Genomic DNA, 26405 nt, shown 5'->3' on the forward strand with positions numbered 1-26405 from the left:
GACCTTCTTCCGGTCGGTCGGGTCGGAGGTCGGGCCACTGCCAGGCGGAGCCTGCGCCCGGGCCCGCACCGAACCGTATCGATTCGAGCCCTGGCACCGACTCCTGAACACCCGTCACCGCGGATTAATTCCCGACCCCGCACCGACCTCGCACCGGACCGGTGCCGGACCTGTGCCGGTCCCGCACCGGGCCTTCCCGACCGGCCGCCGGCCCGCCCCGCCCCGGACCGACGGGCTCAACGCCGTTCGTACACCAGGGCGGTGGCGATCGCGGCCAGCCCCTCGGCCCGGCCGGTCAGGCCCAGGCCGTCGGTGGTGGTGCCGGACACCGACACCGGCGCACCGGCCGCGGCCGACAGCGCGGCCTGCGCCTCGGCCCGCCGCTTGCCGATCTTCGGCCGGACGCCGATCACCTGGACCGCGACGTTGCCGATCTCGAAGCCCGCCGCACGCACCAGCCGGGCCGCCTCGCCGAGCAGCTTCACCCCGGACGCGCCGGCCCACTCCGGCCGGTCGGTGCCGAAGTGCGCGCCCAGGTCGCCGATTCCGGCGGCCGAGAACAGCGCGTCGCAGGCGGCGTGCGCGGCGACGTCGGCGTCCGAGTGCCCGGAGAGCCCGAACTCGGCGTCCGGCCACTCCAGTCCGGCCACCCAGAGCGGGCGACCGGCCTCGAAGGCGTGCACGTCGGTGCCGATGCCGATGCGCGGCAGCGCGCGAGCCGGCGCCGACGGCTCGGGGGCCGGTGACTCGGTGGCCGACGCGTCGGTGGACAGCGGATCAGTAGGCATCGGAGGCCCTCCGGCGGGCGAGTACGGCCTCGGCGAGCACGAGGTCCAGCGGACGGGTGACCTTGAACGCCTCCTCGTGGCCGGGCACCACGACGACCCGGCCGCCGTAGCGCTCCACCAGGCCGGCGTCGTCGGTGACCGACGGCGTGTCGGCGGCGCCCGCGGCCTCCTCGGCCAGGGCCTTGGCGTGCACCTCGACCAGGGTGGCCCGGTCGAAGCCCTGCGGGGTCTGCACCGCACGCAGGGTGGACCGGTCGGGCGTGTCGAGCACCGGCTCGGGGCGACCCGGGCTCGGCTCGACCCGCTTCACCGTGTCGGCCAGCGGCACCGCCGGCACCACCGCCTCGGCTCCGGCCCGGACGGCGGCCGCCACGGCGTCCACCACCTCGACCGGGACGAGCGGGCGGGCCGCGTCGTGCACCAGGACGACCTCCACCTCGGCCGGGATCGCGGCCAGGCCGAGCCGGACCGACTCCTGGCGGGTCGCGCCACCGGCCACCACCCGGATGTCCTTGTCGTCCAGCCCGTGGCTGTCCAGCAGGGCGACCACCTCGGCCACCCCGTCGGCGGGCGCGGCGACCACGACCAGGCCGACCGCCCGGCTGCGGGCCAGCGCCCGCACGGCGTGCACCAGGAGCGGCACACCGCCCAGTTCCCGCAGGGCCTTCGGGGCGCCGGGCCCCAGCCGCTCACCGCGTCCGGCGGCGGGCACCACTGCTGCTGCGACTGCTGCTGAGGCGTTCAGGTTTCACTCCTTCGGCGAAGTGGGTATGGCCTTGGCGTGCCCGGCGGGCGCAACGGGCCCCTTCCGAAGAACCACGGTCCACCGTCCGCCGCACAACCCGCAGAATCGGTCTTGCAAGGCGTCTTGCGGGGCGGTGTGGTCCTGTGGGCCTGGACCGGCTCGGGCCGGGGGCGTCGTCCGGACACGCCTCAGCGCCCGAAGTGCCACTGCACCACCCCCGGACGCTTCGTCCTGGGAGCGGCGCGCCGACACCGGGCGCTGTGAGCGGTGGGCGGTAGCCCGACTGCACTACGAGGCGAGCACCTCGTCGAGCAGCGTCTCCGCCTTGTCCTCGTTGGTGTTCTCCGCCAGCGCGAGCTCGCTGACGAGGATCTGGCGCGCCTTCGCGAGCATCCGCTTCTCGCCGGCCGACAGACCACGCTCGCGCTCACGACGCCAGAGGTCGCGCACAACCTCGGCGACCTTGATAACGTCACCCGAGGCGAGCTTCTCCAGGTTCGCCTTGTAGCGACGGGACCAGTTGGTCGGCTCTTCGGTGTACGGTGCGCGCAGCACCTCGAAGACCCGGTCCAGACCCTCCTGGCCGACTACATCGCGCACGCCGACGAACTCCGCGTTCTCGGCGGGCACGCGGAGCGTCAGGTCTCCCTGCTGCACCTTGAGCACCAGGTAGGTCTTGTCCACACCTTTGATCTGGCGAATTTCGATGGCCTCGATCAGCGCAGCCCCGTGATGGGGGTAGACCACCGTGTCGCCAACCTTGAACGTCATGTGACAGGACCCCTTCCGTGGCTTTCCAGAATAACACGCTTTTCGGCGCACTCGAAGGGCGTTTTCGCAGGTCAGGGCCGGTCTCGGGGCTTGACAAGGACCCCCATGACGTGCTGCGACCGATGTTCGAGAGGGGCTTCCCGCAGGTCGGAGGCCGTTCCGGCGCTCGGCGAAACCTTGCGCAACACCCCCGAAACCGTGATTGGATCTTGGGTTTTCACCGTTTATCGGGCCGTATCCACATCGTTATTCGATCTTGGTCGAAGCTTGTCCCGAGAGTGACCTGGACACGCCACGGATGCGGCCGGACGGCCGCCCCGCGGGCCTCCGGAGTGCGACACGGGGACCACCCCGTGAGGACCGCATAAGTGAGGTCGATAATCTGAGACCTGACCTACCGACACGTGACTTAGGAGAAGCCGCCGCCGTGAGCCGCAGCCTTCGACGCGGCAGCATCGCCGCCATCGCCGCCATCGCCATCGCCTCGCTGTCGTCCTGCGCCGCCGGCAACACGCCGGACACGCTGCAGGTCAAGCCCGACAACGCGGCGGCAACCCTCGGAACGAACCTCCGGCTGAACAACATCGTGGTCGTCACCGGGGACGAGTCCTCGGGCGAGCACACCGGCCCCGCCAACGTGACCGTCAACATCGCCAACACCGGCGACACCCCGGCGGAGCTGCAGTCCATCACCGTCGGCAACGGTGCCACCGCCGCGTTCACCGACGCGGCGGGCGCCCCGCTGTCCACCATCGTCGTCCCGGCCGGCGGCGCCGTGGCGATCGGTGGCAACGGCAACCCGTCCGCCAAGGTCGCCTCGGTCGGTGTCCAGGTCGGCGGCTTCGTCCCGGCCTCGTTCACCTTCAAGGACGGTCAGAAGGTCGACGCCCAGGCCGGTGTGAGCCCCAACAAGGGCCTCTACCAGGGCTTCGGCCCGACGGCGACCCCGGCCGCCGTGCCCACCAAGGGCGCCACCCCCGCCGCGACCGCCCCGGTCACCGGCAGCACCACCCCGGCCGCCCCGGCCACCACCGGTGCGGCCACGCCGTCCGGTGCCGCCACCACCCCCGCGGGCGCCACTGCGTCCGCCGGCGCCCACTAACGCGCCACCCCGCGTCCGGCGGGCCCCTCCCGGGCCTGTCGGACGCAACGCGAAGGCCCCCTCCGGCAACTGCCGGCGGGGGCCTTCCGCGTCTGTCCGCAGTCGCGGTTTACGGCTCGAACTTGTAGCCCAGGCCACGGACCGTGACCAGGTAGCGCGGGGCGCCCGGGTCCGGCTCGATCTTGGCCCGCAGGCGCTTCACGTGGACGTCCAGGGTCTTGGTGTCGCCGACGTAGTCCGCGCCCCAGACCCGGTCGATCAGCTGCATGCGGGTGAGTACCCGGCCCGCGTTGCGCAGCAGCATCTCCAGCAGGTCGAACTCCTTCAGCGGCAGGTCGACCTTGGCGCCGTCCACGGTCACCACGTGCCGGTCCACGTCCATCCGGACCGGGCCCGCCTCCAGGGCGCCCGGGCCGCCGCCGTTGTCGCCGGCGCCGCCGTCCTCGCCGCGGCGGCGCAGCACCGCGCGGATCCGGGCGACCAGTTCACGGGTGGAGTAGGGCTTGGTGACGTAGTCGTCCGCACCTATCTCCAGGCCGACCACCTTGTCGATCTCGCTGTCCTTGGCGGTGACCATGATCACCGGGACGTTGGAGCGCACCCGCAGCTGGCGGCAGACCTCGGTACCCGGCAGGCCCGGCAGCATCAGGTCGAGCAGGACGAGGTCGGCGCCGTTGCGTTCGAACTGCTCCAGTGCGTCGGGGCCGGTGGCGGCGACGGCCACCTCGAAGCCCTCCTTGCGAAGCATGTACGAGAGGGCGTCGCTGAACGACTCCTCGTCCTCGACCACCAGTACTCGGGTCACGATCAGGCCTCCGGGGCAAGCTGGGGGGTTGTGTCTGACAGGGGGTGTTCCCGCTCCCCCGTGGGGAGCGAACGGTCCGCGCGGCCCGTGGTGGCCGTCCGGTCCGTGGTGAGGGTCTGGGCGTGCTGGTCACGGTCGAGGTCGTCGGTGTCCTCGGCCTCGGGCGCCTGCCCGGCGGGCAGGCGGATGGTGAAGGTCGAACCCTGGCCCTCGACGCTCCACACCGAGACCGTGCCGCCGTGCGAGGCGGCGACGTGCTTGACGATGGAGAGGCCGAGGCCGGTTCCGCCGGTCGCCCGGGAGCGGGCCGGGTCGACCCGGTAGAAGCGCTCGAAGACGCGCTCGCGGTCCTTCTCGGAGATGCCGATGCCCTGGTCGGTGACGGAGATCTCGATCAGCTCGCCGTCCGCCTCCCCGAGCGCCGCGGCGCTGGAGATCCGGCGGGTGGCGATCGCCACCCTGGTGCGGGGCGTGCTGTAGTTGACGGCGTTCTCGACCAGGTTACCCAGGGCCGCGGCGAGCTGGCCGCGGTTGCCGTGCAGGTAGAGGCCGGCGATGCCGCCGGCCGTGATCAGGATCTGCTTGGCGGCGGCCTGCTGGCGGCAGCGGTCGATCGCCTCGGCGATCAGCTCGTCCACCGCGACCGGCTCGGGGTCCACCATCAGCCGGTCGTCCTGCACCCGGGAGAGGTCGATGATCTCCTGGACCAGGCTGGCCAGCCTGGTCGCCTCGATCTGCATCCGGCCGGCGAAGCGCTGCACCGCCTCCGGGTCGTCGGCCGCGTCGGCGACCGCCTCGGAGAGCAGCGACAGGGCGCCGACCGGGGTCTTCAGCTCGTGGCTGACGTTGGCCACGAAGTCCCGGCGGACGGCCTCCACCCGGCGGCGCTCGGTCTGGTCCTCGACCAGCACCAGCACCAGCCGGGAGCCCAGCGGGGCGACCCGGACGGAGACCGCGAGCGGCTCGCCCGCACGGGCCACGCCGGGGCGGGGCACCTCCAGTTCGACCTGGCGGATCTCGCCGTCCCGGCGGGTGGCGCGGGCCAGCGAGAGCATCTGGTCCACGGCGACCGCGCCGCCGCGCACCAGGCCCATCGCGTACGCCGCGGAGCTGGCCTTGACCACCTCGTCGCCCTCGCCCAGCACGATCGCGCAGGAGCGGAGGACGGAGAGTACGGTGTCCACCCCCGGCGGCAGCGGGGGCTCCGGGGTGCCGGCGCCCAATCCCTGTTGCCGACCGTGGTGTCTGCTGTTGGTGCCGCTGTGCCTGCCCCTGGCCTGCTCGCGTTCGCTCCAGCGGAAGGCGATGGAGGCCGTGAGGCCGACGCCGAGCCCGGCTATGGCGCAGGCAGCGGCGGCGGCCACGTTCACGTCCATGTGGCCAGCGTAAGCGCATGGCCAGGGCACTCCCCAAGGGGCCGATCAAGGCATCGGCCGCGCGTTGCCGAGAATTCACCTCCACGTGGCTGCCGATTCACCACACCGGCCGTGCATCGTCGCCCGGACGGCGCAGAGTTGGCCGTGCAGCCCGTGTGGGAGTGGGTGGCGGGCCGGACCACCGGCCGCCGCCTCAGGTGTGCGCGTACGATTCGCGCCACCAGCAGCGGTCACCCGGACACCGGAACGACGGTCGGACGGGCCGGCCGGTCGGCACCGCCACCGACACAGCTACTGAGGAGAGAGCATGCGCGACGCGTACCACGAGGAACTCGATGCGATCGGCGACAGCCTGGTCGAGATGGCCCGGCTGGTCGGCTCGGCACTGGGCCGGGCGACCACCGCACTCCTCGACGCGGACCTGGCGCTGGCGGAGAGCGTGATCGCCGCCGACCAGAAGATCAACGATCTCCACCACGAGCTGGAGAACCGAGCCATCGACCTGCTCGCCCGCCAGCAGCCGGTCGCCACCGACCTGCGCATCGTCGTCACCTCGCTGCGGATGAGCTCCGACCTGGAGCGCTGCGGCGACCTCGCCCGGCACGTCGCCAAGGTCGCGCGGATGCGCTACCCCGACTCCGCCGTCCCCGGCGACCTCCACTCCACCGTCCTGGAGATGGGCCAGCTCGCCCAGCGCCTGGTGGCCAAGGCCGGTCTGGTGATCGCCACCAAGGACGTCGACAAGGCCCTGGAGATGGAGCAGGACGACGACGCGATCGACACCCTGCACCGCGAGCTGCTGTCGCACCTGATCGACGACCGCTGGCACCACGGCATCGAGACGGCCGTCGACATCACCCTGGTCGGCCGCTACTACGAGCGCTTCGCGGACCACGCGGTGTCGGTCGCCAAGCGCGTGGTGTACCTGGTGACGGGCGAGCACGTGGCCGAGTTCGTGGCCGCCTCGGAGGCCGCGGCGGCGGAGTGACCTCCCGCCGGTGCGGTGCGGCCGCCCGGTCCGGGCCTCGGGAGTCCCGGGAGTCCCGGGAGTCCCGGGAGTCCCGGAGCATGGGGCTCCGAGGGGCGGCCGCTCGCTCCGAGGGCGGATAAACCCGTGACGGGGGTGGCGGGGGCGCACGACGTCCCGTACGCCCCACCACTGCGCGCCTGTTGACGCTCCCTCCGATCGGCGGCTTCACTCGAAGCTGGAGGCACCGAAGTGTGCCCGTCACAAGGAGGGTTCAGCACGATGAAGGCCAACCCGACCCGATCGACACCGGCACACGACACCGTCGCGCCGCCCTCCCCGAAGCTGCTGCCCGTCCTCGCGGCCGGCTGCGGCTGTGGCCCGGGCTGCGGCTGCGGCTGCCAGTCCGGCGCGCCCTGCCAGTGCGGCGGCGCGGACGGTGGCTGCTGCGGCGGCGGCCACTGAGCCGGGCCGCCGCGAGAGCGGCGGGCCCGGGGGTTCCGGGGTGCACGGCCGCCGTGGGAGACGGGCGTGCACCCCGGTCTTCCGCGGGCCGTGAGCCCGGCGGGATCCGTCAGAACCGGACGTCGGTACAGGAGTAGAAGGCGTTCCCGGTGTCGGCGATCTCCCACACCGAGACGACCACCTGGTGGCCGGTTCGCCCGCTCGGGATGGTCGCGGTGTGGCTGACCGTGCTCGGCACCTGACGGCCGTTGTAGGGGACGGTCAGGAACGGCGTCAGCTCCAGGCTCGACCGGGTGATCGGCTGCCTGGCGTCGTAGCCCGGCTTGGTCAGGTAGTACGTGAAGCTCGTGGTCGCGTGCCGGGCGGTGAACGTCCAGGTGAAGGTGAGCTGCTGCCCCGCCGTCACCGCCGTGGTCGGCCAGGCGCCGCCGCGCGGGTCGTCCAGTTCGGCGAAGCGCGAGTTCCCGCCGGCGCAGATGGTGCCGTCGGACGGGCCGGCGGCCGGGAAGCCCTTCGGGCCCTCGACGCTCTGCGGCTCCCACTGGATCTCACCGCAGTCGGTGACGACCTCCGCGCCGCACAGGGCGGCCCGGCTGGGCGGCGTCGAGATGTACCCGTGGGACTGCGCCGGGAGCGCGAAGGTGAGCGGTATCGCGAGCGCGGCGACCGCCGCCCCGACGATGTGGCGTGTGCGCATGGTGCTCCTCCGTGGGGGTGGATGGAGAGTGCGCCGGGGCGCAGACGCGCGCGTGGGGTACGGCGGCCAGGACAGGGGGATCCTTGGCATGCTTGCGCCATTCCGGTGAGCTCACGGTAGGAGCCGCCACCGCCACCCGTCAATGGTCTGAACCATTCTCGCGGCCGACAACTCACCGACCAGGTGGGCCAGTTGAAGCAGAAGCGAGGTGGACACGCGAAGGCCCCCCGCCGGCACCGGAGGCGCCGGCGGGGGGCCGTTCTGCTGCTGGGCCTACTTCTTGCCCTGGTTCTTGACCGCCTCGATGGCGGCGGCGGCGGCCTCCGCGTCGAGGTAGCGGCCGCCCTTGGTGACGGGCTTGAAGTCGGCGTCGAGCTCGTACACCAGCGGGATGCCGGTCGGGATGTTCAGGCCCGCGATGGCCTCGTCGGAGATGCCGTCGAGGTGCTTGACCAGCGCGCGCAGGCTGTTGCCGTGGGCGGTGACCAGGACGGTCTTGCCGGCGGCGAGGTCCGGGACGATGGCGTCGTACCAGTACGGGAGCATCCGCTCGACGACGTCCTTCAGGCATTCGGTGCGCGGACGCAGCTCGCTCGGGATCTCCGCGTAGCGGGCGTCACCGGCCTGCGAGTACTCGGCGTCATCGGCCAGCACCGGCGGCGGGGTGTCGTACGAGCGGCGCCACAGCTGGAACTGCTCCTCGCCGAACTCGGCCAGGGTCTGGGCCTTGTCCTTGCCCTGGAGCGCGCCGTAGTGCCGCTCGTTCAGGCGCCAGCTGCGGTTGACCGGGATCCAGTGGCGGTCGGCCTTGTCCAGGGCGATCTGCGAGGTGCGGATCGCGCGGCGCAGCAGCGAGGTGTGCAGCACGTCGGGGAGCAGGCCCTCGGCGGCGAGGAGCTCGCCACCGCGCGCGGCCTCCTTCTCACCCTTCTCGTTGAGGTCGACGTCGACCCAACCGGTGAACAGGTTCTTCTGGTTCCACTGGCTCTCGCCGTGGCGGAGCAGGATGAGTCGGTACGTCGTGTCAGCCATGGCCCCCAGCTTAGTGGAGGCCCGAAAAGCGCTGGTCGGGACCTTCTGCCCGTGGGTAACGTGTGCTCCGCTTATCCACCACTTACAAGCGTCGGCTGACCGAACCTGCCCATGCCGCTCAGCGGACGCCCGCCCCCGGGAGCCCCCCACATGCTCTTCACCCTGGTCACCAACCCCCGGATCCGAAGAATGGTGCAGGAGACGGCGGGCGGGTTGCCACGGCAGTTCTGGTGGCTCTGGGTCTCGACGCTGGTCAACCGGCTCGGCGCCTTCGTGGTCACCTTCCTGGCGCTCTACCTCACCAGCAGCCGGGGGTACTCGGCCTCCTACGCGGGCCTGGTCGCCTCCCTGTTCGGCCTCGGCGCGGCGGTCTCGTCGATCGTCGCCGGCGTACTGACCGACCGGATCGGGCGCCGGCCGACCCTGGTCGGCGCCCAGCTCGGCACCGCCCTGTTCACCGCCGTGCTCGGCTTCACGGACGGCCAGGTCGCGATCGCCGTGGTGGCCTTCCTGGTCGGCTTCTGCAACAACGCCACCCGCCCGGCCATCTCGGCGATCATCGCGGACATCGTCCCGGCCGCCGACCGGGTCCGCGCCTACTCGCTGAACTTCTGGGCCATCAATCTGGGCTTCGGCCTCTCCTCGGCCGTCGCCGGCCTGATCGCCACCCAGGGCTACCTCACGCTGTTCCTGCTGGACGCGGTCTCCACCCTGCTCTGCGCGGTGGTGATCTTCGTCAAGATCCCGGAGACCAAGCCCGACGCCCCGGCCGCGCAGGCCGACGCCCCGGCGGTCGGCCTCGTCACGGTGATCCGCGACCGCCGCTTCATGTCGGTGGTCGGGCTCACCCTGCTGCTCGCCCTGGTGATGCAGCAGGGCGCCACCACGCTCGCGGTGGACATGGGCGAGCAGGGGATCACGTCCACCGAGTACGGCCTGGTCATCGGCCTGAACGGGCTGCTGATCGTGCTGCTGCAGATCCCGCTCACCCGGTGGGTCGAGGGCCGCAGCCGGACGGCCATGCTGGCGGCGGCCGCACTGCTCATCGGCTGGGGATTCGGGATGACGGCCCTGGCCGGGTCGTCCGCGTGGCTCTACGCCCTCACCGTGGCGGTCTGGACGGTCGGGGAGATCCTCTACACGCCGACCCTGATGGGGCTGGTCGCCGAACTGTCGCCGACCCACGCGCGCGGCCGCTACCAGGGCGTCTACTCGCTCTCCTGGTCGCTCGCCTCGTTCATCGGCCCGGCCGTGGGTGGCGTGCTGCTGGAGCGGGCCGGTGGCGGGGTGCTGTGGGGCGCGTGCGGGGTGTGCGGCACGGTCGCCGCGGCCGGATACGCGGTGCTGGGGCGGCGCACCGGGGCTGCGGCGGACGGCGGTCCGTTCGAAACCGTGGAGGCCGTGGAGGTGGCGGTGCCCGCTGCCGAGGTGGCCGTGCCCGCCGTGGAGGGGAAGGCCCCGGCGGGCGCCTGACGCCGGGGACGGCCCGCCGACCGCGGCCGGACGGCCCCGGTCGGTCGGCCGCGGTTCAGTCGGCCGCGGGGGCGGCCAGGTGGGCGAAGGCGGCCAGGTTGCGGGTGGACTCCCCGCGCTTGGTGCGCCACTCCCACTCGCGCCGGATCGCCGAGGCGAAACCCAGCTCCAGCAGGGTGTTGAACGGCTCGTCGGCGTTCTCCAGGACCGTCCCGAGCAGCCGGTCCACGGCGTCCGGGGTGAGCGCCTCCAGCGGCAGGCGGCCGGCCAGGTAGACGTCGCCGAGCGGGTCGATCGCGTACGCGACGCCGTACAGCCGGGTGTTGCGCTCCAGCAGCCAGCGGTAGACGGCCTCGTGGTTCTCGTCCGGGCGGCGGATCACGAAGACGTTCACCGACAGGGTGTGGTCGCCGACCCGCAGCGCGCAGGTGGTGCTCAGCTTGCGGGTGCCCGGAAGCGTCGCCACCAGCGTGTACGGGTCGGTGGTGGCCGGCTCCCAGGCCGCTCCGGCGTCGTCCAGGGCGGTGCGCAGGAGGGTCAGGGCCTCGTCCTTGGTGCGGATTGCCATGGGGGTGACGTTACTCGGCGGTACCGGGGGCGCGCACCAGCGGTGACGCGCCCCCGGCATCGGCGCCCGGCCCCGGGGATCGTCCGGGGCGGCGGTCAGGCCAGCCGCCGCCGGGCGGTGGCCAGCCGGCCGGCCGGGCGGGCCAGGCTGCCCGCGTACACCTCGGCGGTGGTCGCGGCGGCGGTGTCCCAGCCGAACCCGCCCGCGTGCCGGGCCGCCGCCTCGCCGCGCCGGGCGACCAGGCCCGGGTCGGTGACGTACGGCTCCAGCGCCTGCGCCCACGCCGCCGGCTCGTGGCCGGGCACCAGCGTGCCGGTCTCGCCGTCCCGCACCGCGACCGGCAGACCACCGACCGCGGCCGCCACCACCGGGGTGCCGCAGGCCTGCGCCTCCAGCGCGACCAGCCCGAAGGACTCGCTGTACGAGGGCATCACCAGGGCCGTCGCCGCGCGGTACCACTGCGCGAGCTCGGCCTGGCCGACCGGCGGGTGGAACCGCACCACGTCGCCGATGCCCAGCTGGGCGGCGAGCTTGTGCAGGCTCTCCGGCCGGGCCAGCCCGGTGCCGGAGGGGCCGCCGACCACCGGCACCACCAGGTGCTCGCGCAACCCCGGGCGGCGCGCCAGCAGTTCGGCGACCGCCCGCAGCAGCACGTCCGGGGCCTTCAGTGGCTGGATCCGGCCCGCGAACAGCAGCACCGCCGCGTCCTGCGGCAGGCCCAGGCGGTCCCGGGCGGCGGCCCGCGCCGACGACCCGCCGGGGCGGAAGACGTCCAGGTTGACGCCGGGGTGGACGACGGCCAGCTGGTCCGGCCGGGCGGCGTAGTGCAGCGCCAGCTCGGCGGCCTCCTCGGTGGTGTTGGCGATCAGCCGGTCGGCCGCCTCGACCACCTGGGTCTCGCCGATCACCCGGGCTGCGGGCTCGGGCGTGTCGCCCTCGGCCAGCGCGGCGTTCTTCACCTTCGCCATGGTGTGCATGGTGTGCACCAGCGGCACCCCCCAGCGCTGCGCGGCCAGCCAGCCGACCTGCCCGGAGAGCCAGTAGTGCGAGTGCACCAGGTCGTAGTGGCCGGGGCGGTGGCCCGCCTCGGTCCGCAGCACCCCGTGGGTGAAGGCGCACAGCTGGGCCGGCAGGTCCTCCTTCACCAGGCCCTCGTACGGCCCGGCGGTGACGTGCCGCACCAGCACGCCCGGGCTCAGCTCGACGGTGGGGGCGTCGTCCGAGCAGATCGCCCGGGTGAACACCTCGACCTCGATGTTGAGCGCGGCCAGGCGCTTGGCCAGCTCGACGATGTAGACGTTCATCCCGCCGGCGTCCCCGGTGCCGGGTTGGTGCAGCGGCGAGGTGTGGACGCTCAGCATCGCTATCCGGCGCGGGCGGCGGCGGCCCGGCACGAGCGACTGCAGCAGGCCTCGCGCGGGCGGGGCGGGCTGGGCACGGCGTACCGAACGGACGGGGTGCTGGATCACCTGGCTGAAGCCTCCTCTGTGCGGCCCGTCTCGGCGGCCCGCGCACGGGCCGCCCGTTGTCCGGTGTGCGCTGCCCCGTCCCGGGCACACATCACCGACAGAGTGCCAACCGCCTGGGCGGCGTCCGGCATTCCCGGTCCGGCGGACGAGATGCCGGGCGGGGTGACGTCCCAGGTCACAGCGGTGTCGGCGGCGGCCCGACTACCCTTCCAGGCATGGCTGCCTCCTTCGACTCCGCGACCGCGTCCTCCCGTGGGCGGACCGGACGGCCGGTGGGGACGGTCACCCGGGGCACCACCAACACCAACCGGCTGCGGCGGATGGACCGCTGGATCGCCCACACCCTCGGCCGCGCGCTGCGCACCGCCGGGCGCCCGCCGGTGGCGGTCGACCTCGGGTACGGCGCCGCGCCGTGGACGGCCGTCGAGCTGGCCGGGCGGCTGCGCGCGGTGCGCCCGGACGTCCGGGTGGTCGGGATCGAGATCGAGCCGGAGCGGGTCGCGGCCGCGCTGCCGTACGCCGATCCGCCGCTGCTCACCTTCCGGCGCGGCGGCTTCGAGGTGCCGCTGGACGGCGGCACGCCGGCCCAGCTGATCCGGGCCGCCAACGTGCTGCGGCAGTACGACGAGTCGGCGGTGGCCGGGGTGTGGCAGCGGCTCTGCGCCCGGCTGGCCCCGGACGGGCTGCTGGTCGAGGGGACCTGCGACGAGATCGGGCGCCGGCACGTCTGGGTCGCGCTCGGCCCGGAGGGGCCCCGGACGGTGACCTTCGCGGCCCGGCTGGGCGGCCTCGGCCAGCCCTCCGACCTGGCCGAACGGCTGCCGAAGGCGCTGATCCACCACAACGTGCCGGGCCGGCCGGTACACGCCTTCCTCGCCGACTTCGACCGGGCCTGGGCGGCGGCCGCGCCGTACGGGGCGTTCGGGGCGCGGCAGCGCTGGGTGGCGGCCTGCACGGCGCTGGCGGGTGACTGGCCGCTGGTGGACGCGCGCGGGCGGTGGCGGCAGGGCGAGGTCACGGTGCCCTGGGCGGCGCTCGCGCCGTAGCCCGGGTCTCGCCGCAGCCCGGGACGCGAGGTCCGGCGCGGTGAGCGACCCGACGCGGCGAGCAACCCAGCGCATTCACTCGAACGAGTTATCGAATACCCCTGGCGTGTTGACGTCCCGTCACGCCACGATGGACGCCACCGAACGGCGCCACCACCGCCGCTCGGCCCCAGCCCTGCCCGGCTCGCCCTTCTCCGTCGTCACCCGCCCTGCCCGAGCAGCTCCCGCAAGGCCCGTTCGAACACGCCGCACATCTCCGCCCCGAACAGCACGAACCGCACCTCCGCCAGCTCCGCGCCCGCCTGCGCGTCGCCGCCGTCCAGCACCTCCGCGACGGTACCGAGCGCGATCCGGGCCGCGTCCGCCGGCGGCCAGCCGTACACCCCGGCCGACACCGCCGGGAACGCCACCGTGCGCGCGCCCAGCTCCGCCGCCGTGCGCAGCGACTCGCGATAGCAGGAGGCCAGCAGCTCCGCCCGCTCCTCGTACTCCTCCGCCAGGTACACCGGCCCGACGGTGTGCACCACCCACCGGGCCGGCAGCCGTCCGGCCGTCGTCGCCACCGCGCGCCCGGTGGGCAGCCCCCCGCCCCAGTGCGAGGCGCGCAGCCGTCGGCACTCCTCCAGGATCTGCGGCCCGCCCTTGCGATGGATCGCACCGTCCACCCCGCCGCCGCCCAGCAGAGAGGAGTTCGCGGCATTCACCACGGCGTCCACCTGCTGTTCCGTGATGTCACCCTCGACCAGGGTGATCCGTGTCACCATCGCCCGTCCCGTTCCTCTCCCCGCCCGGCAGCCGCCGGGACGGGATGTCAGTCGTCGTCCGAGTCCGATCACCACACCGCCACCGGCGTGGCAAAAGCCACAACGGCGCCGGTCGGCCAGAGAAATCCCCGGAGATCACGTTATGGTCGCGAGAAGTTCCCCGGCGCACGGTGCCAGGCGGGCACTGCGGACGGACGCTGACCGTTACGCACTCGGGGAAAGGGAGGAACCACCGATGCCCGCAACGGGAGACGGGCGGGCACCTGGTGCCGCGAGCCTGTCGGGCGCCCATCACGGTGCCTCCGTTGACCATGCCCGCAACCGCCCGCACGCGACCGGCTCGGCGACGGCCGCTCCCCCGATACCTCACCCCCGGCCCCGGACCGGAAACCTCCCGGCCGCGGCCGACGCACCCGCCGCCGGCGGCACCGCGCCGCTCAAACTGCTGGTGATCGAGGACGACGCCTCCGACGCCCAGCTGATCAAGGCCGCGGTCGCCGACAGCGGCACCTCGATCGAGATCCACTGGGCCCGCGGCCTGGAACAGGCCGGCGAACTGCTCGCCGTGCCCTCGCACGGCCCCCGGCGCGGGCGCTCCCGCGGCAGCGAGTTCAGCTGCGTGCTGCTCGACCTCGCCGCGCCCGCCGACCTGCCGCACCCCTCCGACGACTCCGACGGTCTGGAGGGCCTGCACGAGCTGCTCCGCCGGGCCCCGCACACCGCCGTCGTGGTGCTCACCGACGCCGCCGGGGCCGAACTCGGCGCGGCCGCCGTCGCGGCCGGCGCCCAGGACTTCCTGATCAAGCACGAGACGGACGGCCCGCTGCTGGCCCGCGCCCTGCGCTACGCCGTCGAACGCAAGCGCGCCGACGAGTCCCAGCGCCGCCTGGTCGAGGCCGAACTGCGCGGCCAGGAGAACGCCCGCCTCCAGCGCCACCTGCTGCCCACCCCACTGCTCGACGGCGCCGGCCTCTCCTTCACCCGGCGCTACCGCCCGGGCCGCCGCCGCGCTCTGCTCGGCGGCGACTTCTACGACGCCGTCCGCACCGACGACGGCACCGTCCACGTCGTGATCGGCGACGTCTGCGGCCACGGCCCGGACGAGGCCGCGCTCGGCGTCGCCCTCCGGATAGCGTGGCGCACCCTCGTCTTCGCCGGACTCACCGGCGAGGCCCTGCTGACCACCCTCCAGCACGTGCTGGAACACGAGCGGCGCAGCGACGAGATCTTCGCGACGCTCTGCATGCTCGTCATCGAACCCGGCGGCGCCAGCGGCGACCTCGGCTCGCTCGGCGCCGGCGAGCAGGCCCGCCTCTACCTGGCCGGGCACCCGGCGCCGCTGCTGCTCGGCCGCGACCACCCGCCGGTCACCCTGCCCGCCGACCTCGCCGGGCCGGCGCTCGGTCTGCTGCCGTGCTACGACGGGCAGGCCGCCTGGCCCGCCCACCAGCTCGAACTCCAGCCCGGCTGGCGGCTGTTGCTCTACACCGACGGACTGATCGAGGGCCGGGTCGGGGCCGGTTCCCGCCGCCTCGGACAGGACGGGCTGGCCGACCTCATCGGCGACCACCAGTCCGCCGGGCTCACCCGGGGCCGGCTCGTCGACAGCGCCATCGCCGAGGTCGAGGAGCTGAACGGCGGCGCGCTGACGGACGACGTCGCGGTGCTGCTGCTGGAGCGCAACCCGGTGCAGCTGATCCTCGGCTGAGCCGACCGGGTGCCGGACACGACGCGGCCCGGGCGGGTGAACTCCCCGCCCGGGCCGTGGTGTTGTCGGATCGTTCGGCCTACCAGGGCCCGTACGGGCCGGTGTTGCTGCGACCGCCGCGGCCGCCGCCGCCGGTGAGCGCCCGGATCGCCGGACGCACGTCCACCATGTAGACGATCGACGCGACGAGCCCGGCGAGCGTCCCGATGCCGGTGAAGAAGTTCACCCCGAACAGCAGGTCCCAGCCGAAGGCGATCGCCAGGATCATCAGCCAGAACGGCTTGGTCTTCTTGTCCGCCGCCCGGTAGGCGTCCTCACGGCGGGTGACCGCGTCGAGCAGGGCGAACAGCTTGAAACCCAGGATGGCCACGGACAGCCACCAGATCGGGTTCAGGTAGGCCAAGTCCAGAATCTGGGCCACTCCGCCCATCGTGCTCTCCTCTGTCTCTCGGCTCCGGCGCACCGGCCGCCGCCCATCCTGGCACGGCGGGCCGTCCGATCCGTGTCAACGTTCCGCGGTCACCGGATGTGCCCGTCCGGCGCGCCTTCACTCACTCCGCGCGGTCGGGGCCCTTCCGGGCGCGGGCGGCCTTCTTCGGGGCCGCCTGGGTGCCCGCGTCGCCCGTGTCGGCGTCGGCGTCGTCCTCGACCAGCTCGGCCTCGATCGGCTCGGCTTCGAGCGACTCCGGCACCTCGGCCGACGGCGTGGTCTCGGCGGGCGCGCCCGGACGGGCCCGGTCCACCACGACCTTGCCGCGCTCGGCCAGCTCGTCGTACGTCTCCTTGGCCTTCACCGCCAGCTCGACCGCGCGGCCGACCTGCTGGAGGGCGAAACCCTGGGCCCGCTCCTGCAGCGCCCTGAGGTCGGTGGGGAGCGTCGTGACGGTCTCGGCGACCTTGGCCTGCGCCTCGACCAGCTTCGTCTGCGCCTCCTGGAACCGGGCAGTGGCCTTCTCCTGCGCGCCCTTGCGGTCCGCGGTGAGCGCCTCCACCCGGCCCGGCACCTCGCGCAGCTTCTCGTACGCGAGATCCCCGGCGCCGGCGATGGCGTACAGCGGGGTCGGGTCGCTGAGGGTCTTCTTGATCTCGTCGGTGATCGGCATGATTACCGGTCCTCCCGGTGGGTGTTCTGGGTGGCTGAGCCGTCGGTCGTCGGGCCGGAGGCTGGTGGAACGCCGATACCGGCACCGGCCGCGGGCGCACCCTCGGCCACCGGGCCCCGCAGGGCGGCGTTCTCCTTGAGGAAGGCGTCGTAGACCGCGAGCAGCGCCTGCTTCTGCTGCTCGTTGATCAGCGGATCGGCCAGGATCGAGGCCCGCAGCTCCAGGCCCTCACCGCGCCGCTCCTCCAGGATCCCGGCCTGGACGTACAGCGTCTCCGCCGAGATCCGCAGCGCCTTCGCGATCTGCTGCAGGATCTCCGCGCTCGGCTTGCGCAACCCGCGCTCGATCTGGCTGAGGTACGGGTTGGACACGCCTGCGGCCTCCGCCAGCTGGCGCAGGGAGTACTGCGCGTTGCGGCGCTGCTCGCGGATGTACTCGCCCAGCGAGCCGACGTTCAGTGAGGCCATACCAGCAGCCTGCAACACTCCGCTTGCAAATGCAAGCAGGACGCTAGCAGCAGCAAACGGCGCGGCGGCCCGGGCCCCGACCGGGGGATCAGGTGAGCTCGGGTGCGCGGACCGGCATCAGGAGGGAGTAGGTGCCGGCCCGGCCCGGGGTGCGGATCGCCAAGGGGACGATCGGGCCGCCGAGTTCGAGCACCAGCTGCTCGGGGCGGCCGGCCCGCAGGGCGTCCAGGAGGTAGTCGCGGTTGACCGCCACCCTCAGGTCGCCGGGCGTGGACTCGGGGCCGGCGACCGCGACGCGACCGTCCGCCGTAAGGGTGAGGACGGTGACCGGGCAGTCGGCGCCGTTCGGACCGGAGGGCAGGGTGCGGGTGACGCCGTTCTCGACGGCGCCGCGCAGTTCGGCGGCGGACAGGTCGATCCGGTGCCCGGGTTCGAGCCGGGTCAGCGTCCGGTAGTCGGGGTAGTCGAAGTCCAGGGCGGCGCCCTCGATCCGGTGGCCGCCGGTCTCGGCCCGGACCAGGCCGCCGCCGAGGGTCAGCGCGACCTCGGGCGCGCCCGCGCCGAGCAGCGCGCGCAGGGCGTCCACCAGGGCGGTCGGGACGATCGTGCCGCCGACCGGTCGGTCGGGCACCGCGGTGGCGGGAACCTCGGCGGCGGGCACCTCGGCGAGCGCCATCCGGTAGCGGTCGGTGGCGACCAGGCGCAGCACCGGGCCGTCCGGCTCGAACAGCACCCCGGCGAGCGAGGGGACTTCGGGGTCGCCGCCGACCGCGAAGCGGACCGCGTCCAAGGCGGCGGCCAGCTCCTCGGCCGGGACGGTGCAGCGGAGTTCGGCGGGGGTGGTGGTCATCGGTTGCTCCCTCTGGTCGATCATCACGCGGATCAGGGAGAGCTCGCGGCGGGCGTCGGCGAGGCCGTCCTCCAGCCGGCGCAGGTGCGTGTCGAGCACCCGCCGGGCCTGGCCGGAGCCGGGCACCGCGCCGAGCACGGCGCGGATGTCGGCCAGCGGCAGGCCGACCCGGCGCAGCCGGGCCAGCAGGCGGGCGTCGGCGAGTTGCCCGGGCCGGTACCAGCGGTAGCCGGTCTGCGGGTCGACCCAGGCGGGGGTGAGCACCTCGGCGCCGTCGTAGTAGCGCAGGGTGCCGACGCCCAGGCCGCTGGCGCGGGCCAGTTCGCCGATGCTGTGCAGCTCGCTCTCCATGCCGGTGACTCTGCGGGCTCGACCAGGTCGAGGGTCAAGCCCGGCCGGTGAGGTGGGTGAGCTTCGTCGGGTTGCGGACGGTGCGCAGCTCCGCGATCCGGAGCCGGCCGTCGGGCTCCTCCACGAAGTCGAACACCGAGACGGCGTCGACCGCGCCGTCCAGGGTGAGCAGCACCCCGGGCTGGCCGTTGACCAGGACCGGCCGGGCTGCGACGCCCTCGCCCAGCTGGTCGAGCACCCCGAGCAGGAAGCGGGCGACGTTGCCGGCGCCGGTGACCGGGCGCAGGGCGGCGCGGACCACGCCGCCGCCGTCGGTCCAGGCGGTGACGTCGGGGGCGAGCAGCTCCAGCATCCGGTTGAGGTCGCCGCCGACGCAGGCCGCGAGGAACTCGTCGGTGGCGCGGCGGCGCAGCTCCGGCGGGGCGTCGTAGCGCGGCCGGCGGGCCTGGACGTGCGCCTTGGCCCGGCTGCCGACCTGCCGGCAGGCAGCCTCGGTGCGCTCCAGCGCCTCGGCGATCTCCCGGTAGGAGAAGCCGAAGGCCTCCTTGAGCACGAAGACGGCCCGCTCCAGCGGGGACAGGCTCTCCAGCACCACCAGCAGGGCGAGCGAGACGGTCTCGGCGCGCTCGACGTCACCGGTCGCGTCCGGTTCCACGACCAGCGGTTCGGGCAGCCACGGGCCGACGTAGGCCTCACGGCGGACGGCGGCCGAGTCGAGCCGGTTGAGCGCGAGGTTGGTGACCGTCCGGGCCAGGTAGCCGCCCGGGTTGGCGACCGGGCCGGTGACCTGGCTCCAGCGCAGCCAGGTGTCCTGGACCAGGTCCTCGGCGTCGGCGATGCTGCCGAGCATCCGGTAGGCGATGCCGAAGATCATCCGGCGGTGCCGCTCGAAGTCGTCGAGGCCGGGGGCGCTGAGGATGTCGGTCACCGTTCCGACGCTACCGCACGGGCGTCGGCGCGACTGGGGGCGCGTCAGCCGGATCGGCCGCACCGGTCGCGTCAGCTGCGGAAGGCCTCGTAGGCGGGGGCGAGCAGGGCGGCCAGGTCGCGGCCGCGCACGGTGACGCCGGAGCGGCCGAGGCGGTGCGGCGAGGGCTCGTCGGGGTCGTCCGCCGGCTCGGGCGGGGCCGGGCGCAGGGTGAAGTCGCCGCCCCAGTAGGCGGCGACGTTCACGACGGGGGTGTTCACCGCAGGGGTGTTCACCGCGGGAGTGGTCACGGCGGGGGCGTGGTCGCCGTCGGGTGTGCGGCCGTCGTCGGGCATGGGCCGTCCGTCCGTCATGCGTCCTCCTCCGCGACGGCGTCCTCGCGGGTGAGCGCGACCAGTTCGCGCAGGGCCTCGACCGGCAGGTCGGTGAGCCAGCGCTCCCCCTCCCCCACCACCGCCTCGGCCAACGCGCGCTTGGCGGCGAGGAGTTCGTCGATCCGCTCCTCGACGGTGCCGACGCAGACCAGGCGGCGGACCTGGACGTCCCGGCGCTGGCCGATCCGGAACGCGCGGTCGGTGGCCTGCTCCTCGACCGCCGGGTTCCACCAGCGGTCCAGGTGGATCACCTGGTTGGCGGCGGTCAGGTTGAGGCCGGTGCCGCCGGCCCGCAGCGAGAGCAGGAACACCCTTGGCCCGTCCGGGGATTGGAAGCGCTCCACCATCTCCTCGCGGCGACCCCGGGGGACGCCACCGTGCAGGTAGAGCACCTCCTCGCCGAGCCGGCGGGCCAGGTACGGGCGGAGCATCGCGCCGAACTCGGCGTACTGGGTGAAGACCAGCGTCCGATCACCCTCGGCCAGCGCCTCCTCCAGCAACTCCGCCAGCCGGGCGACCTTGCCCGAGCGCTCGCCCAACGCCGAGCCGTCGTGCAGCAGTTGGGCCGGATGGTTGCACACCTGCTTGAGTTTGCCGATCGCGGACAACACCGTGCCGCGCCGCTCCACGCCCCGGATGCCCTCGACCCGCTGCAGCAGGTCGGCCACCACGGCCTGGTAGAGGCCGGCCTGCTCGGCGGTGAGGCTGCACCAGACCGTCATCTCCTGCTTGGCCGGCAGCTCGGCGGCCACCGCCGGGTCGGACTTGAGCCGGCGCAGCACGAACGGGGCGGTGCGGCGCTGGAGTTCGGCGGTGCGTTCGGGGCTGCGGTGCAGTTCGACCGGGATCGCGTAGCGCTCCTTGAAGCGTTCGGCCGGGCCGAGCAGGCCGGGGTTGGCGAAGTCGAGGACGGCGTGCAGTTCGGCGAGCCGGTTCTCCACCGGGGTGCCGGTCAGGGCGATCCGGTGGCCGGTGACGGGCAGGGCGCGGACGGCCCGGGACTGGGCGGTACCGGCGTTCTTGACGTGCTGCGCCTCGTCGGCGACCACCCGGCGCCAGCGGATCGCGCGCAGCGCGGCGAGGTCCCGCTGGACCAGCCCGTAGGTGGTGATGACGAGGTCCACCTCCCGTACGGCGTCGGCGAGTCGGTCGGCGTCGAGCCGGCCGGAGCCGTGGTGGACGTGCCACCGCAGGGCGGGGGCGAAGCGCTCGGTCTCCCGCTGCCAGTTGCCGACCAGGGACATCGGGCAGACCAGCAGGGTGGGACCGACCGCCCCCTCGGCCTGCTCGGCGGCCAGCAGGGCGAGGGTCTGGACGGTCTTGCCGAGGCCCATGTCGTCGGCCAGCACGGCCCCGAGGCCGAGCCCGCTCATCGACCGCAGCCAGGCCAGGCCCCGTTCCTGGTACGGGCGCAGGGTGGCCCGGAAGTCCGGTGGCAACACGGGGGCGGGGGCCGGGGCGGCGCGCCCGGCGAGCAGGTCGCCGAGCGGGCCGTCCGCGCGGACGCCGGTGACGGGCAGCCCGGCGACGGTCGCCTCCGGGTCGAGGGCCAGCCGCAGCAGGTCGGCGGTGGCCAGCACGCCGTCGCGCTGGTCGGCGAGGAAGGCGAGCGCGGCGGCGATCTGCGCCGGGTCGGCCTCCAGCCAGGTGCCGCGGACCCGGACCAGCCCCTGCTTGGCGGCGGCGAGTTCGGCCAGCTCCTGTTCGGTGAGCGGCGCGCCGTCCGGGCCGAGCGCGGCCTGCCAGCGGAAGGCGACCACGGCGTCCCGGTCCACCTGGGCGGTCACGGCGAGCGTGCCGGGCGCGGGCGGGGTGGTGGCTCGCAGGCTGAGGCCGAGCCGGGGCCGGCGGCGCCACCAGGCGGGCAGCAGCACGCCGAAGCCGCCCTCGGCGAGGGCCGGCGCGGCGGTGCGCAGGAAGTCCAGTGCCCCGGCCCGGTCGAGCGGGAGGGCGGCCGGGCGGGAGCGGTGCCGCAGGCCGTCCAGGGCCGGCCAGCGGTGGGCGGCGCGGGCGAGTTCGGAGACCAGGACATCGGCCGGGTCCGGCACCTTGCGGGCCAGCGCGGCGCGGGCGGCGCCGCCTTCGTGCAGGTCGGCGGCGCGGACCAGCAGGGAGGGCTCGTCGACGGCCTGGAGCAGGAACTCCAGCTGCCAGGCGTCGTCGGAGGGCCTGCCCTCGGGGTCGTCCGGGGCGGGCCCGAGCGGCTCCAGCAGGCGGAAGCAGAGCCGGAGCGCGGGCGCGGTGGGCTCGGCGGCGGCGTACCAGACGGCGATCCGGCGGCGCAGTTCGGCGAAGCCGTCGGAGGGGACGTCGGTGAGGCCGCCGTCCGGGGTGGTCAGGGCGTGCAGCCAGCGCTCGGCGGCACGACGGGTGCGGGAGCCCTCGGTTCCGGCGCCAACGGTTCCGCCGCCACGGGTCTCGGCGGCACGGGTCTCGGCGGCACGAGTCTCGCCGCCCGGGACCAGTGGGGGCGCGCCGACCAGCGCGGCCCGGGCCTCGGCATCCACCAGTGCGCCCAGCGCGGCGTCCAGCAGGGCCTCGCCGGTGCCGCCGCCGGCCGGCCACTCCCCCCGCAGGACGGGCGGGCAGCCGGCCGCCAGCTCGGCGGCCTCCCGACGGGCGGCCGGGGTGAGGTCGGGCCGCCAGCGGGCCTGCGGGCGGCCGTCCGTCAGGACCGGCAGCGGCAGCACCCGGCCCCGGCCGACCGTCCGCCAGGCGAGGTCGTGCACGCCGGTGAGCCAGCGCAGCGAGGGCCCCTGGACGACCTCGGCGCGCCCGGCGCCGGGCAGGTCGGTGCTGGTGACGGCCCAGTACGGGTCGAAGACCTCGCCGAACAGCTGGGCGGCCGCCCCGGCGTCGAAGAGCAGCGCCGGCACCCGCCAGGGCGCCAGGACGGCCGCGCCCCGCGCCGGGGTGACCGGCAGATCGGGTGAGGGCGCGGGCAGCGCGCCGACGGTGGGCAGCAGCAGGGTGGCCCAGCGCTCGGGGGCCTGGCCGGCGAGCCAGCCGAGGCCGGGCCCGATGCCGCCGAGCACGGCGGCCAGTTCGCCGGCCGGGCAGGCGTAGGGGTGGGCGCGCGGGGCCGACCGGTCGGGGCGCGATCCGGTGACGCCGGGGTGGGCGCGGGCGTCCTCGGCCCAGAGGGCCAGCCGTCCGTCCGCCCGCCAGAGCGCGTGCAGGACGAACATGTGGGGGGCCTTCCGGTGGGCGGAACCGTCCTTCGCAGCCTAACCGGGCGCTCCGACAGGGCCGGTCCGTCGAACGGTCCGGAACACGGTCCGGAACACGCCCCCGGAACACGCCCAGCGGTTGTGGTTGAAACTTGAACGAAGGAGCCTTACGCTGGAGCCAACAAGTTGAAGCCTAAACAAATGGCTTCGAACCCGAGGAGGAGCCATGGGCCTTTTCAACCGCACCAAGACCGCCGCCCCCGCCACCGCCGTCGCGACCCCGGCGGGCCCGGACCTCGCCCACCTGACCGGCGACTGGACCATCGACACCACGCACAGCGAGGTCGCCTTCTCGGTCCGTCACGCCATGGTGACGAACGTGAAGGGCCGCTTCACCGAGTACGACGGCAAGCTGCACCTGGACGGCACCACCCCGGGCAACTCCTCCGCCGACCTGGTGATCAAGGTCGCCAGCATCGACACCAACCAGGCCCAGCGCGACGAGCACCTGCGCACCGGCGACTTCTTCGCCGCCGAGACCTACCCGGAGATCCGTTTCCGCAGCACCTCGGCCGAGCGCCGGCACGGCGACACGTACCGGATGCACGGCGAGCTGACCATCAAGGACACCACCCGCCCGGTCGTCCTGGACCTGGAGTACACCGGCAGCGCCACCGACGCCTACGGCGCCGATCGGGTCGGCTTCGAGGGCAGCGCCGTCCTCGACCGCACCGACTTCGGCCTGACCTACAACGCGGCCCTGGAGACCGGCGGCGTGCTGATCGGCGAGAAGGTCAAGCTCAGCTTCGACATCTCCGCCGTCAAGGCGGCCTGACCGGCCGACCACGGCTGCCACCCCAGCGGGACCCGCCGTACGGCCCGGTCCGCCCGCCCACCGCCCCTGCCGCCCCCCGACGGCAGGGGCGGTGCCATGTCCGCCCGCACGCCCCGGGGGCCGCGTTTTCGGACCCTGGCACCCGTGCCCCGCGCACCGGGGCCCTCGGCACCCTCCCCGGCCGACCGTGCCGATCAGCCGAGCAGCGCCGCGTCCGCCACCGGCAGCCAGCTCCCCGACGGCCGGCGCAACCAGCCCTCGGCCGCACCGAGCCCGGTGGCCGCGGCGACCAGCGCGGCCAGCCCCGGGTGGCGCTCACCGGGCCGGTGCACCAGGCTGACCAGGCTCAGCGGCACCGGCTCCACCAGCGGCAGGTTCACCACCCCCGGGATCCTCGGCCCGCCGACCGTGGTCAGCATCGGGTCGCCGTGCCGGGCGAGGTAGCGGGCCGTCTCGTCCACGCCCACCGGCGGGACGTACGGCGCGGCCGGCGTCAGGCCGTGCTCGCGCAGCAGGCGGACGCCGAGATCGGTCCACTCGGTGGTGGCCGGGTTGCCGGCGCAGACGTCGACGGGGTGCCCGGCCAGCTCGGCGAGACGCAGCGCGGGGCGGCCGGCCAGCGGGTGGGTGTCCGCCATCATCACCGAGATCCGCTCCAACCGGACCGGACGCTGGGCGAGTTGGTCGCGCAGCTGGGCGGGCAGGCCGGCGTACCGGCCGAAGGACACGTCCAGCCGGTGCGCCAGCAGTTCGGCGGCCGCCGCGGCGAGGCCGCCGTGGAAGCGGGCCAGCAGTTCCCCCTCCGGCCAGGCGGCGCGGGCCCGTTCGAGCACCCGGTCGGCGGTGAGGTCCGGGCCGGTGACGTCGCTGTTCAGGTCCAGCAGCAGCGGCCGGGCGGCGCCCGCCAGGATCTCGTCGTGCAGGGCGAGGAGCCGGCGCGCCCGGGGCAGCAACCGCAGCCCGGCCGGGGTGAGTTCGACGCTGCGGGTGGTACGGGTGAACAGCGCGTCGCCGAGCAGCCCCTCCAGGGTCCGGATGTCCCGGCTGAGCGCCTGCTGGGCGACGTGCAGCCGCCCGGCGGCCCGGCCGAAGTGCAGGGTCTCGGCGGTCGCGACGAAGCCGCGGAGCAGGCGGGGGTGCAGGTCGCGGGGCATGGGCGGCAGGTTAACAACACGCCGTTTCGACAACATCCTGTTGTGAATGCGGCGGAACAGGTGTTGGACGGCCACCGGGCGACGCGGCGAGGCTGGGGGCCTTCCCCTTCACCCTCCCCAGGAGCCCGATGCCCTCGCGCGCCCTCTTCGCCTCCTACCGGCGGCTGTTCGCGGCCCCCGGCGCCGCCGCCTTCACCCTCGCCGGGCTGCTCGGCCGGCTCGCGCTGTCGATGAACGGCGTCTCGCTGGTGGTGCTGCTCGCCGAGCGGCGCGGTTCGTACGCGCTGGCCGGCACCGTCTCGGCGGCCGGGCTGGTCACCGGCGCGATCGGGATGCCGCTGCTCGGGCGGCTGGTGGACCGGTACGGGCAGGCGCGGGTGGCCGTACCGGCCGCGCTCTACAACGCCGTCCCGCTCGCCGCCCTGCTGCTCTGCGTCCGGCTCGGCGCCCCCGACTGGACGCTCTACGCCTGTTGGGCCGCCTGCGCGGCCGCGCCCAACCTCGGCGGCATGGCCCGGGCCCGCTGGGCGCACCTGTACCGGGCCGACCCGGCCGCCCGGCACCTGGCCAACTCCCTCGAACAGGCCCTGGACGAGCTCTGTTTCATGGCCGGGCCCGTCCTCGCGATGGCGCTCTGCACAGCGGTCACCCCGGAGGCCGGGCTGCTCGCGGCCGGGACTCTCGGCACCACCGGCGCCCTGCTGTTCGCGGCCCAACGGCGCACCGAACCGCCGCTGCCCGCCCGCTCGGCGGGCGACCGCCACGGCTCGCCGCTGCGGGTACCCGGACTGCGCGTGCTGCTGCTCACCTTCCTCGCCACCGGCATGGTCTTCGGCTCGACCGAGATCACCACCGTGGCGTACGCCGACGCGCTCGGGCACAAGGCCGCCGCCGGCGGGCTGCTGGCGCTGGTCGCGGCCGGATCCTGCGCGGCGGGGCTGCTGTTCGGGCTGCTGACGCCGCGTCGGTCACCCGGCGTGCGCTTCCGGTGCGGGACGGCGGCGATGGCCGGCGTGCTGCTGCTGCCGCTCGCCGCCGGACTGGGCGGGGCCGGGCTCGGCCTGCTCGGGGTGGTGCTGTTCGCGGCCGGCACGGCCACCGCGCCGACCATGGTGACCGGGATGACGCTGGTCCAGGAGCTGCTGCCGCAGCGGCAGTTCAACGAGGGGATGGCGGTCGCGGTGTCCGGCATCGTGGTCGGCATCTCGGGCGGTGCGGCGCTCGCCGGCGCGGTCGCCGAGCACACCGCCCCCGGTACCGGCTACGTGCTGCCGGCCGCCGCGGCCGTGCTCGCCCTGCTGATCGCCCTGGCCGGGCGCCGTTCGCTCGCGCCCGCCCGGAAGGCCCCGGCGGAAAATGCCGAGCGGGCTGTCAGTACCTCGGTCTAGCGTTCGGGC

Annotated in this window: 26 protein-coding genes; 8 read left to right on the top strand and 18 right to left on the bottom strand. The window is 74.3% G+C overall.

The features are described from left to right. Window positions 1-236 precede the first annotated feature (236 nt). From ispF to ACIO5E_RS19410, 3 genes are all read right to left on the bottom strand, one after another. Window positions 237-788, bottom strand: coding sequence for a 2-C-methyl-D-erythritol 2,4-cyclodiphosphate synthase (gene ispF / locus ACIO5E_RS19400; protein WP_400669188.1), 552 nt, complete (start codon window positions 786-788; stop codon window positions 237-239). Beyond that, a complete protein-coding gene (ispD, locus tag ACIO5E_RS19405) occupies window positions 778-1503 on the bottom strand; it encodes a 2-C-methyl-D-erythritol 4-phosphate cytidylyltransferase (RefSeq protein ID WP_400669190.1) in 726 nt (241 codons plus the stop codon). The genes ispF and ispD overlap by 11 nt, the downstream gene beginning before the upstream one ends. 318 nt (window positions 1504-1821) lie before the next feature. Then, window positions 1822-2304, bottom strand: a complete 483-nt coding sequence (locus tag ACIO5E_RS19410; protein WP_030244332.1) for a CarD family transcriptional regulator — start codon at window positions 2302-2304, stop codon at window positions 1822-1824. 427 nt (window positions 2305-2731) lie between these two features. Here ACIO5E_RS19410 and ACIO5E_RS19415 point away from each other — a divergent pair, with 427 nt between their 5' ends. Then, a complete protein-coding gene (locus tag ACIO5E_RS19415; protein WP_400669192.1) occupies window positions 2732-3406 on the top strand; it encodes a DUF461 domain-containing protein in 675 nt (224 codons plus the stop codon). A 109-nt stretch (window positions 3407-3515) separates the two neighbouring features. On the opposite strand, the gene ACIO5E_RS19420 is transcribed toward ACIO5E_RS19415, so the two are convergent. Further along, window positions 3516-4211 (bottom strand): response regulator transcription factor, encoded by a 696-nt coding sequence (locus tag ACIO5E_RS19420; protein WP_031069385.1) that lies wholly within the window; start codon window positions 4209-4211, stop codon window positions 3516-3518. 2 nt (window positions 4212-4213) lie between these two features. Further along, window positions 4214-5587 carry a sensor histidine kinase gene (locus ACIO5E_RS19425; protein WP_400669194.1) on the bottom strand — a complete coding sequence of 458 codons (1374 nt, stop codon included), beginning with the start codon at window positions 5585-5587 and terminating at the stop codon, window positions 4214-4216. A 307-nt stretch (window positions 5588-5894) separates the two neighbouring features. Between ACIO5E_RS19425 and phoU the strand changes: the two genes are divergently transcribed. Both phoU and ACIO5E_RS19435 read left to right on the top strand, forming a co-directional pair. Then, window positions 5895-6575, top strand: coding sequence for a phosphate signaling complex protein PhoU (gene phoU / locus ACIO5E_RS19430; RefSeq protein WP_280675590.1), 681 nt, complete (start codon window positions 5895-5897; stop codon window positions 6573-6575). Window positions 6576-6836: 261 nt separating this feature from the next. After that, window positions 6837-7019, top strand: a complete 183-nt coding sequence (locus ACIO5E_RS19435; RefSeq protein WP_400669197.1) for a hypothetical protein — start codon at window positions 6837-6839, stop codon at window positions 7017-7019. A gap of 109 nt (window positions 7020-7128) precedes the next feature. Here the strand turns inward: ACIO5E_RS19435 and ACIO5E_RS19440 are convergent, their stop codons facing one another. Both ACIO5E_RS19440 and ACIO5E_RS19445 read right to left on the bottom strand, forming a co-directional pair. Then, a complete protein-coding gene (locus tag ACIO5E_RS19440) occupies window positions 7129-7716 on the bottom strand; it encodes a lytic polysaccharide monooxygenase (RefSeq protein ID WP_400669199.1) in 588 nt (195 codons plus the stop codon). A gap of 273 nt (window positions 7717-7989) precedes the next feature. Further along, entirely contained in the window at window positions 7990-8748 is a 759-nt protein-coding gene (locus tag ACIO5E_RS19445; RefSeq protein ID WP_400669201.1) for a phosphoglyceromutase, read from the bottom strand. Between the two features lie 150 nt (window positions 8749-8898). Between ACIO5E_RS19445 and ACIO5E_RS19450 the strand changes: the two genes are divergently transcribed. Beyond that, entirely contained in the window at window positions 8899-10221 is a 1323-nt protein-coding gene (locus ACIO5E_RS19450; protein ID WP_400669203.1) for an MDR family MFS transporter, read from the top strand. 55 nt (window positions 10222-10276) lie between these two features. Here the strand turns inward: ACIO5E_RS19450 and ACIO5E_RS19455 are convergent, their stop codons facing one another. Both ACIO5E_RS19455 and mshA read right to left on the bottom strand, forming a co-directional pair. Then, complete coding sequence (locus ACIO5E_RS19455) at window positions 10277-10789, bottom strand: YbjN domain-containing protein (protein WP_400669205.1); 513 nt, start codon at window positions 10787-10789, stop codon at window positions 10277-10279. A 95-nt stretch (window positions 10790-10884) separates the two neighbouring features. After that, window positions 10885-12258, bottom strand: a complete 1374-nt coding sequence (gene mshA / locus ACIO5E_RS19460) for a D-inositol-3-phosphate glycosyltransferase (RefSeq protein WP_400669207.1) — start codon at window positions 12256-12258, stop codon at window positions 10885-10887. 215 nt (window positions 12259-12473) lie between these two features. Here mshA and ACIO5E_RS19465 point away from each other — a divergent pair, with 215 nt between their 5' ends. Then, window positions 12474-13304, top strand: a complete 831-nt coding sequence (locus tag ACIO5E_RS19465; protein ID WP_400669210.1) for a class I SAM-dependent methyltransferase — start codon at window positions 12474-12476, stop codon at window positions 13302-13304. 200 nt (window positions 13305-13504) lie between these two features. Here ACIO5E_RS19465 and ACIO5E_RS19470 read toward each other — a convergent pair whose 3' ends face one another. Next, window positions 13505-14068, bottom strand: coding sequence for an O-acetyl-ADP-ribose deacetylase (locus ACIO5E_RS19470; RefSeq protein ID WP_400669212.1), 564 nt, complete (start codon window positions 14066-14068; stop codon window positions 13505-13507). Window positions 14069-14303: 235 nt separating this feature from the next. Between ACIO5E_RS19470 and ACIO5E_RS19475 the strand changes: the two genes are divergently transcribed. Next, window positions 14304-15776, top strand: coding sequence for a PP2C family protein-serine/threonine phosphatase (locus tag ACIO5E_RS19475; RefSeq protein WP_400669214.1), 1473 nt, complete (start codon window positions 14304-14306; stop codon window positions 15774-15776). Between the two features lie 79 nt (window positions 15777-15855). On the opposite strand, the gene ACIO5E_RS19480 is transcribed toward ACIO5E_RS19475, so the two are convergent. From ACIO5E_RS19480 to ACIO5E_RS19510, 7 genes are all read right to left on the bottom strand, one after another. Beyond that, a complete protein-coding gene (locus tag ACIO5E_RS19480) occupies window positions 15856-16206 on the bottom strand; it encodes a DUF2516 family protein (RefSeq protein ID WP_400669217.1) in 351 nt (116 codons plus the stop codon). 121 nt (window positions 16207-16327) lie between these two features. Beyond that, a complete protein-coding gene (locus ACIO5E_RS19485; protein ID WP_400669219.1) occupies window positions 16328-16879 on the bottom strand; it encodes a hypothetical protein in 552 nt (183 codons plus the stop codon). Window positions 16880-16881: 2 nt separating this feature from the next. Further along, window positions 16882-17346 carry a helix-turn-helix domain-containing protein gene (locus ACIO5E_RS19490; RefSeq protein WP_400669222.1) on the bottom strand — a complete coding sequence of 155 codons (465 nt, stop codon included), beginning with the start codon at window positions 17344-17346 and terminating at the stop codon, window positions 16882-16884. A gap of 88 nt (window positions 17347-17434) precedes the next feature. Beyond that, complete coding sequence (locus ACIO5E_RS19495) at window positions 17435-18547, bottom strand: MerR family transcriptional regulator (RefSeq protein ID WP_400669224.1); 1113 nt, start codon at window positions 18545-18547, stop codon at window positions 17435-17437. 34 nt (window positions 18548-18581) lie between these two features. Then, entirely contained in the window at window positions 18582-19475 is an 894-nt protein-coding gene (locus ACIO5E_RS19500; protein ID WP_280675615.1) for an RNA polymerase sigma-70 factor, read from the bottom strand. Between the two features lie 71 nt (window positions 19476-19546). After that, window positions 19547-19828 carry a hypothetical protein gene (locus ACIO5E_RS19505; protein ID WP_400669227.1) on the bottom strand — a complete coding sequence of 94 codons (282 nt, stop codon included), beginning with the start codon at window positions 19826-19828 and terminating at the stop codon, window positions 19547-19549. Further along, window positions 19825-23037: a DEAD/DEAH box helicase gene (locus ACIO5E_RS19510; RefSeq protein WP_400669230.1), complete on the bottom strand. Its 3213-nt coding sequence runs from the start codon at window positions 23035-23037 to the stop codon at window positions 19825-19827. Before ACIO5E_RS19510 ends, ACIO5E_RS19505 begins: the two co-directional genes overlap by 4 nt. Before the next feature lie 208 nt (window positions 23038-23245). On the opposite strand from ACIO5E_RS19510, the gene ACIO5E_RS19515 reads away from it, so the two are divergent. Beyond that, window positions 23246-23854, top strand: coding sequence for a YceI family protein (locus ACIO5E_RS19515; RefSeq protein WP_400669232.1), 609 nt, complete (start codon window positions 23246-23248; stop codon window positions 23852-23854). A gap of 194 nt (window positions 23855-24048) precedes the next feature. On the opposite strand, the gene ACIO5E_RS19520 is transcribed toward ACIO5E_RS19515, so the two are convergent. After that, a complete protein-coding gene (locus ACIO5E_RS19520; protein WP_400669234.1) occupies window positions 24049-25008 on the bottom strand; it encodes a LysR family transcriptional regulator in 960 nt (319 codons plus the stop codon). A gap of 128 nt (window positions 25009-25136) precedes the next feature. Between ACIO5E_RS19520 and ACIO5E_RS19525 the strand changes: the two genes are divergently transcribed. After that, on the top strand, window positions 25137-26396 hold the full coding sequence (locus ACIO5E_RS19525; RefSeq protein WP_400669235.1) for an MFS transporter: 1260 nt from the start codon (window positions 25137-25139) through the stop codon (window positions 26394-26396). The last annotated feature ends 9 nt before the right edge of the window (window positions 26397-26405 follow it).

It is taken from the genome of Kitasatospora sp. NPDC087314, from assembly GCF_044744365.1.
In the GTDB taxonomy this organism is placed as follows: Bacteria; Actinomycetota; Actinomycetes; order Streptomycetales; family Streptomycetaceae; genus Kitasatospora.

Coding starts and splice junctions, on each gene's coding strand:
- ispF (WP_400669188.1), bottom strand. CDS start 788: ATGCCTACTGATCCGCTGTCCACCGACGCGTCGGCCACCGAGTCACCG.
- ACIO5E_RS19435 (WP_400669197.1), top strand. CDS start 6,837: ATGAAGGCCAACCCGACCCGATCGACACCGGCACACGACACCGTCGCG.
- ACIO5E_RS19445 (WP_400669201.1), bottom strand. CDS start 8,748: ATGGCTGACACGACGTACCGACTCATCCTGCTCCGCCACGGCGAGAGC.
- ACIO5E_RS19425 (WP_400669194.1), bottom strand. CDS start 5,587: ATGGACGTGAACGTGGCCGCCGCCGCTGCCTGCGCCATAGCCGGGCTC.
- ACIO5E_RS19505 (WP_400669227.1), bottom strand. CDS start 19,828: ATGACGGACGGACGGCCCATGCCCGACGACGGCCGCACACCCGACGGC.
- ACIO5E_RS19485 (WP_400669219.1), bottom strand. CDS start 16,879: ATGCCGATCACCGACGAGATCAAGAAGACCCTCAGCGACCCGACCCCG.
- ACIO5E_RS19525 (WP_400669235.1), top strand. CDS start 25,137: ATGCCCTCGCGCGCCCTCTTCGCCTCCTACCGGCGGCTGTTCGCGGCC.
- ACIO5E_RS19440 (WP_400669199.1), bottom strand. CDS start 7,716: ATGCGCACACGCCACATCGTCGGGGCGGCGGTCGCCGCGCTCGCGATA.
- ACIO5E_RS19515 (WP_400669232.1), top strand. CDS start 23,246: ATGGGCCTTTTCAACCGCACCAAGACCGCCGCCCCCGCCACCGCCGTC.
- ACIO5E_RS19480 (WP_400669217.1), bottom strand. CDS start 16,206: ATGGGCGGAGTGGCCCAGATTCTGGACTTGGCCTACCTGAACCCGATC.
- ACIO5E_RS19465 (WP_400669210.1), top strand. CDS start 12,474: ATGGCTGCCTCCTTCGACTCCGCGACCGCGTCCTCCCGTGGGCGGACC.
- ACIO5E_RS19510 (WP_400669230.1), bottom strand. CDS start 23,037: ATGTTCGTCCTGCACGCGCTCTGGCGGGCGGACGGACGGCTGGCCCTC.
- ACIO5E_RS19455 (WP_400669205.1), bottom strand. CDS start 10,789: ATGGCAATCCGCACCAAGGACGAGGCCCTGACCCTCCTGCGCACCGCC.
- ACIO5E_RS19450 (WP_400669203.1), top strand. CDS start 8,899: ATGCTCTTCACCCTGGTCACCAACCCCCGGATCCGAAGAATGGTGCAG.
- ACIO5E_RS19495 (WP_400669224.1), bottom strand. CDS start 18,547: ATGGAGAGCGAGCTGCACAGCATCGGCGAACTGGCCCGCGCCAGCGGC.
- ACIO5E_RS19470 (WP_400669212.1), bottom strand. CDS start 14,068: ATGGTGACACGGATCACCCTGGTCGAGGGTGACATCACGGAACAGCAG.
- ACIO5E_RS19520 (WP_400669234.1), bottom strand. CDS start 25,008: ATGCCCCGCGACCTGCACCCCCGCCTGCTCCGCGGCTTCGTCGCGACC.
- ACIO5E_RS19475 (WP_400669214.1), top strand. CDS start 14,304: ATGCCCGCAACGGGAGACGGGCGGGCACCTGGTGCCGCGAGCCTGTCG.
- ACIO5E_RS19410 (WP_030244332.1), bottom strand. CDS start 2,304: ATGACGTTCAAGGTTGGCGACACGGTGGTCTACCCCCATCACGGGGCT.
- ACIO5E_RS19490 (WP_400669222.1), bottom strand. CDS start 17,346: ATGGCCTCACTGAACGTCGGCTCGCTGGGCGAGTACATCCGCGAGCAG.
- phoU (WP_280675590.1), top strand. CDS start 5,895: ATGCGCGACGCGTACCACGAGGAACTCGATGCGATCGGCGACAGCCTG.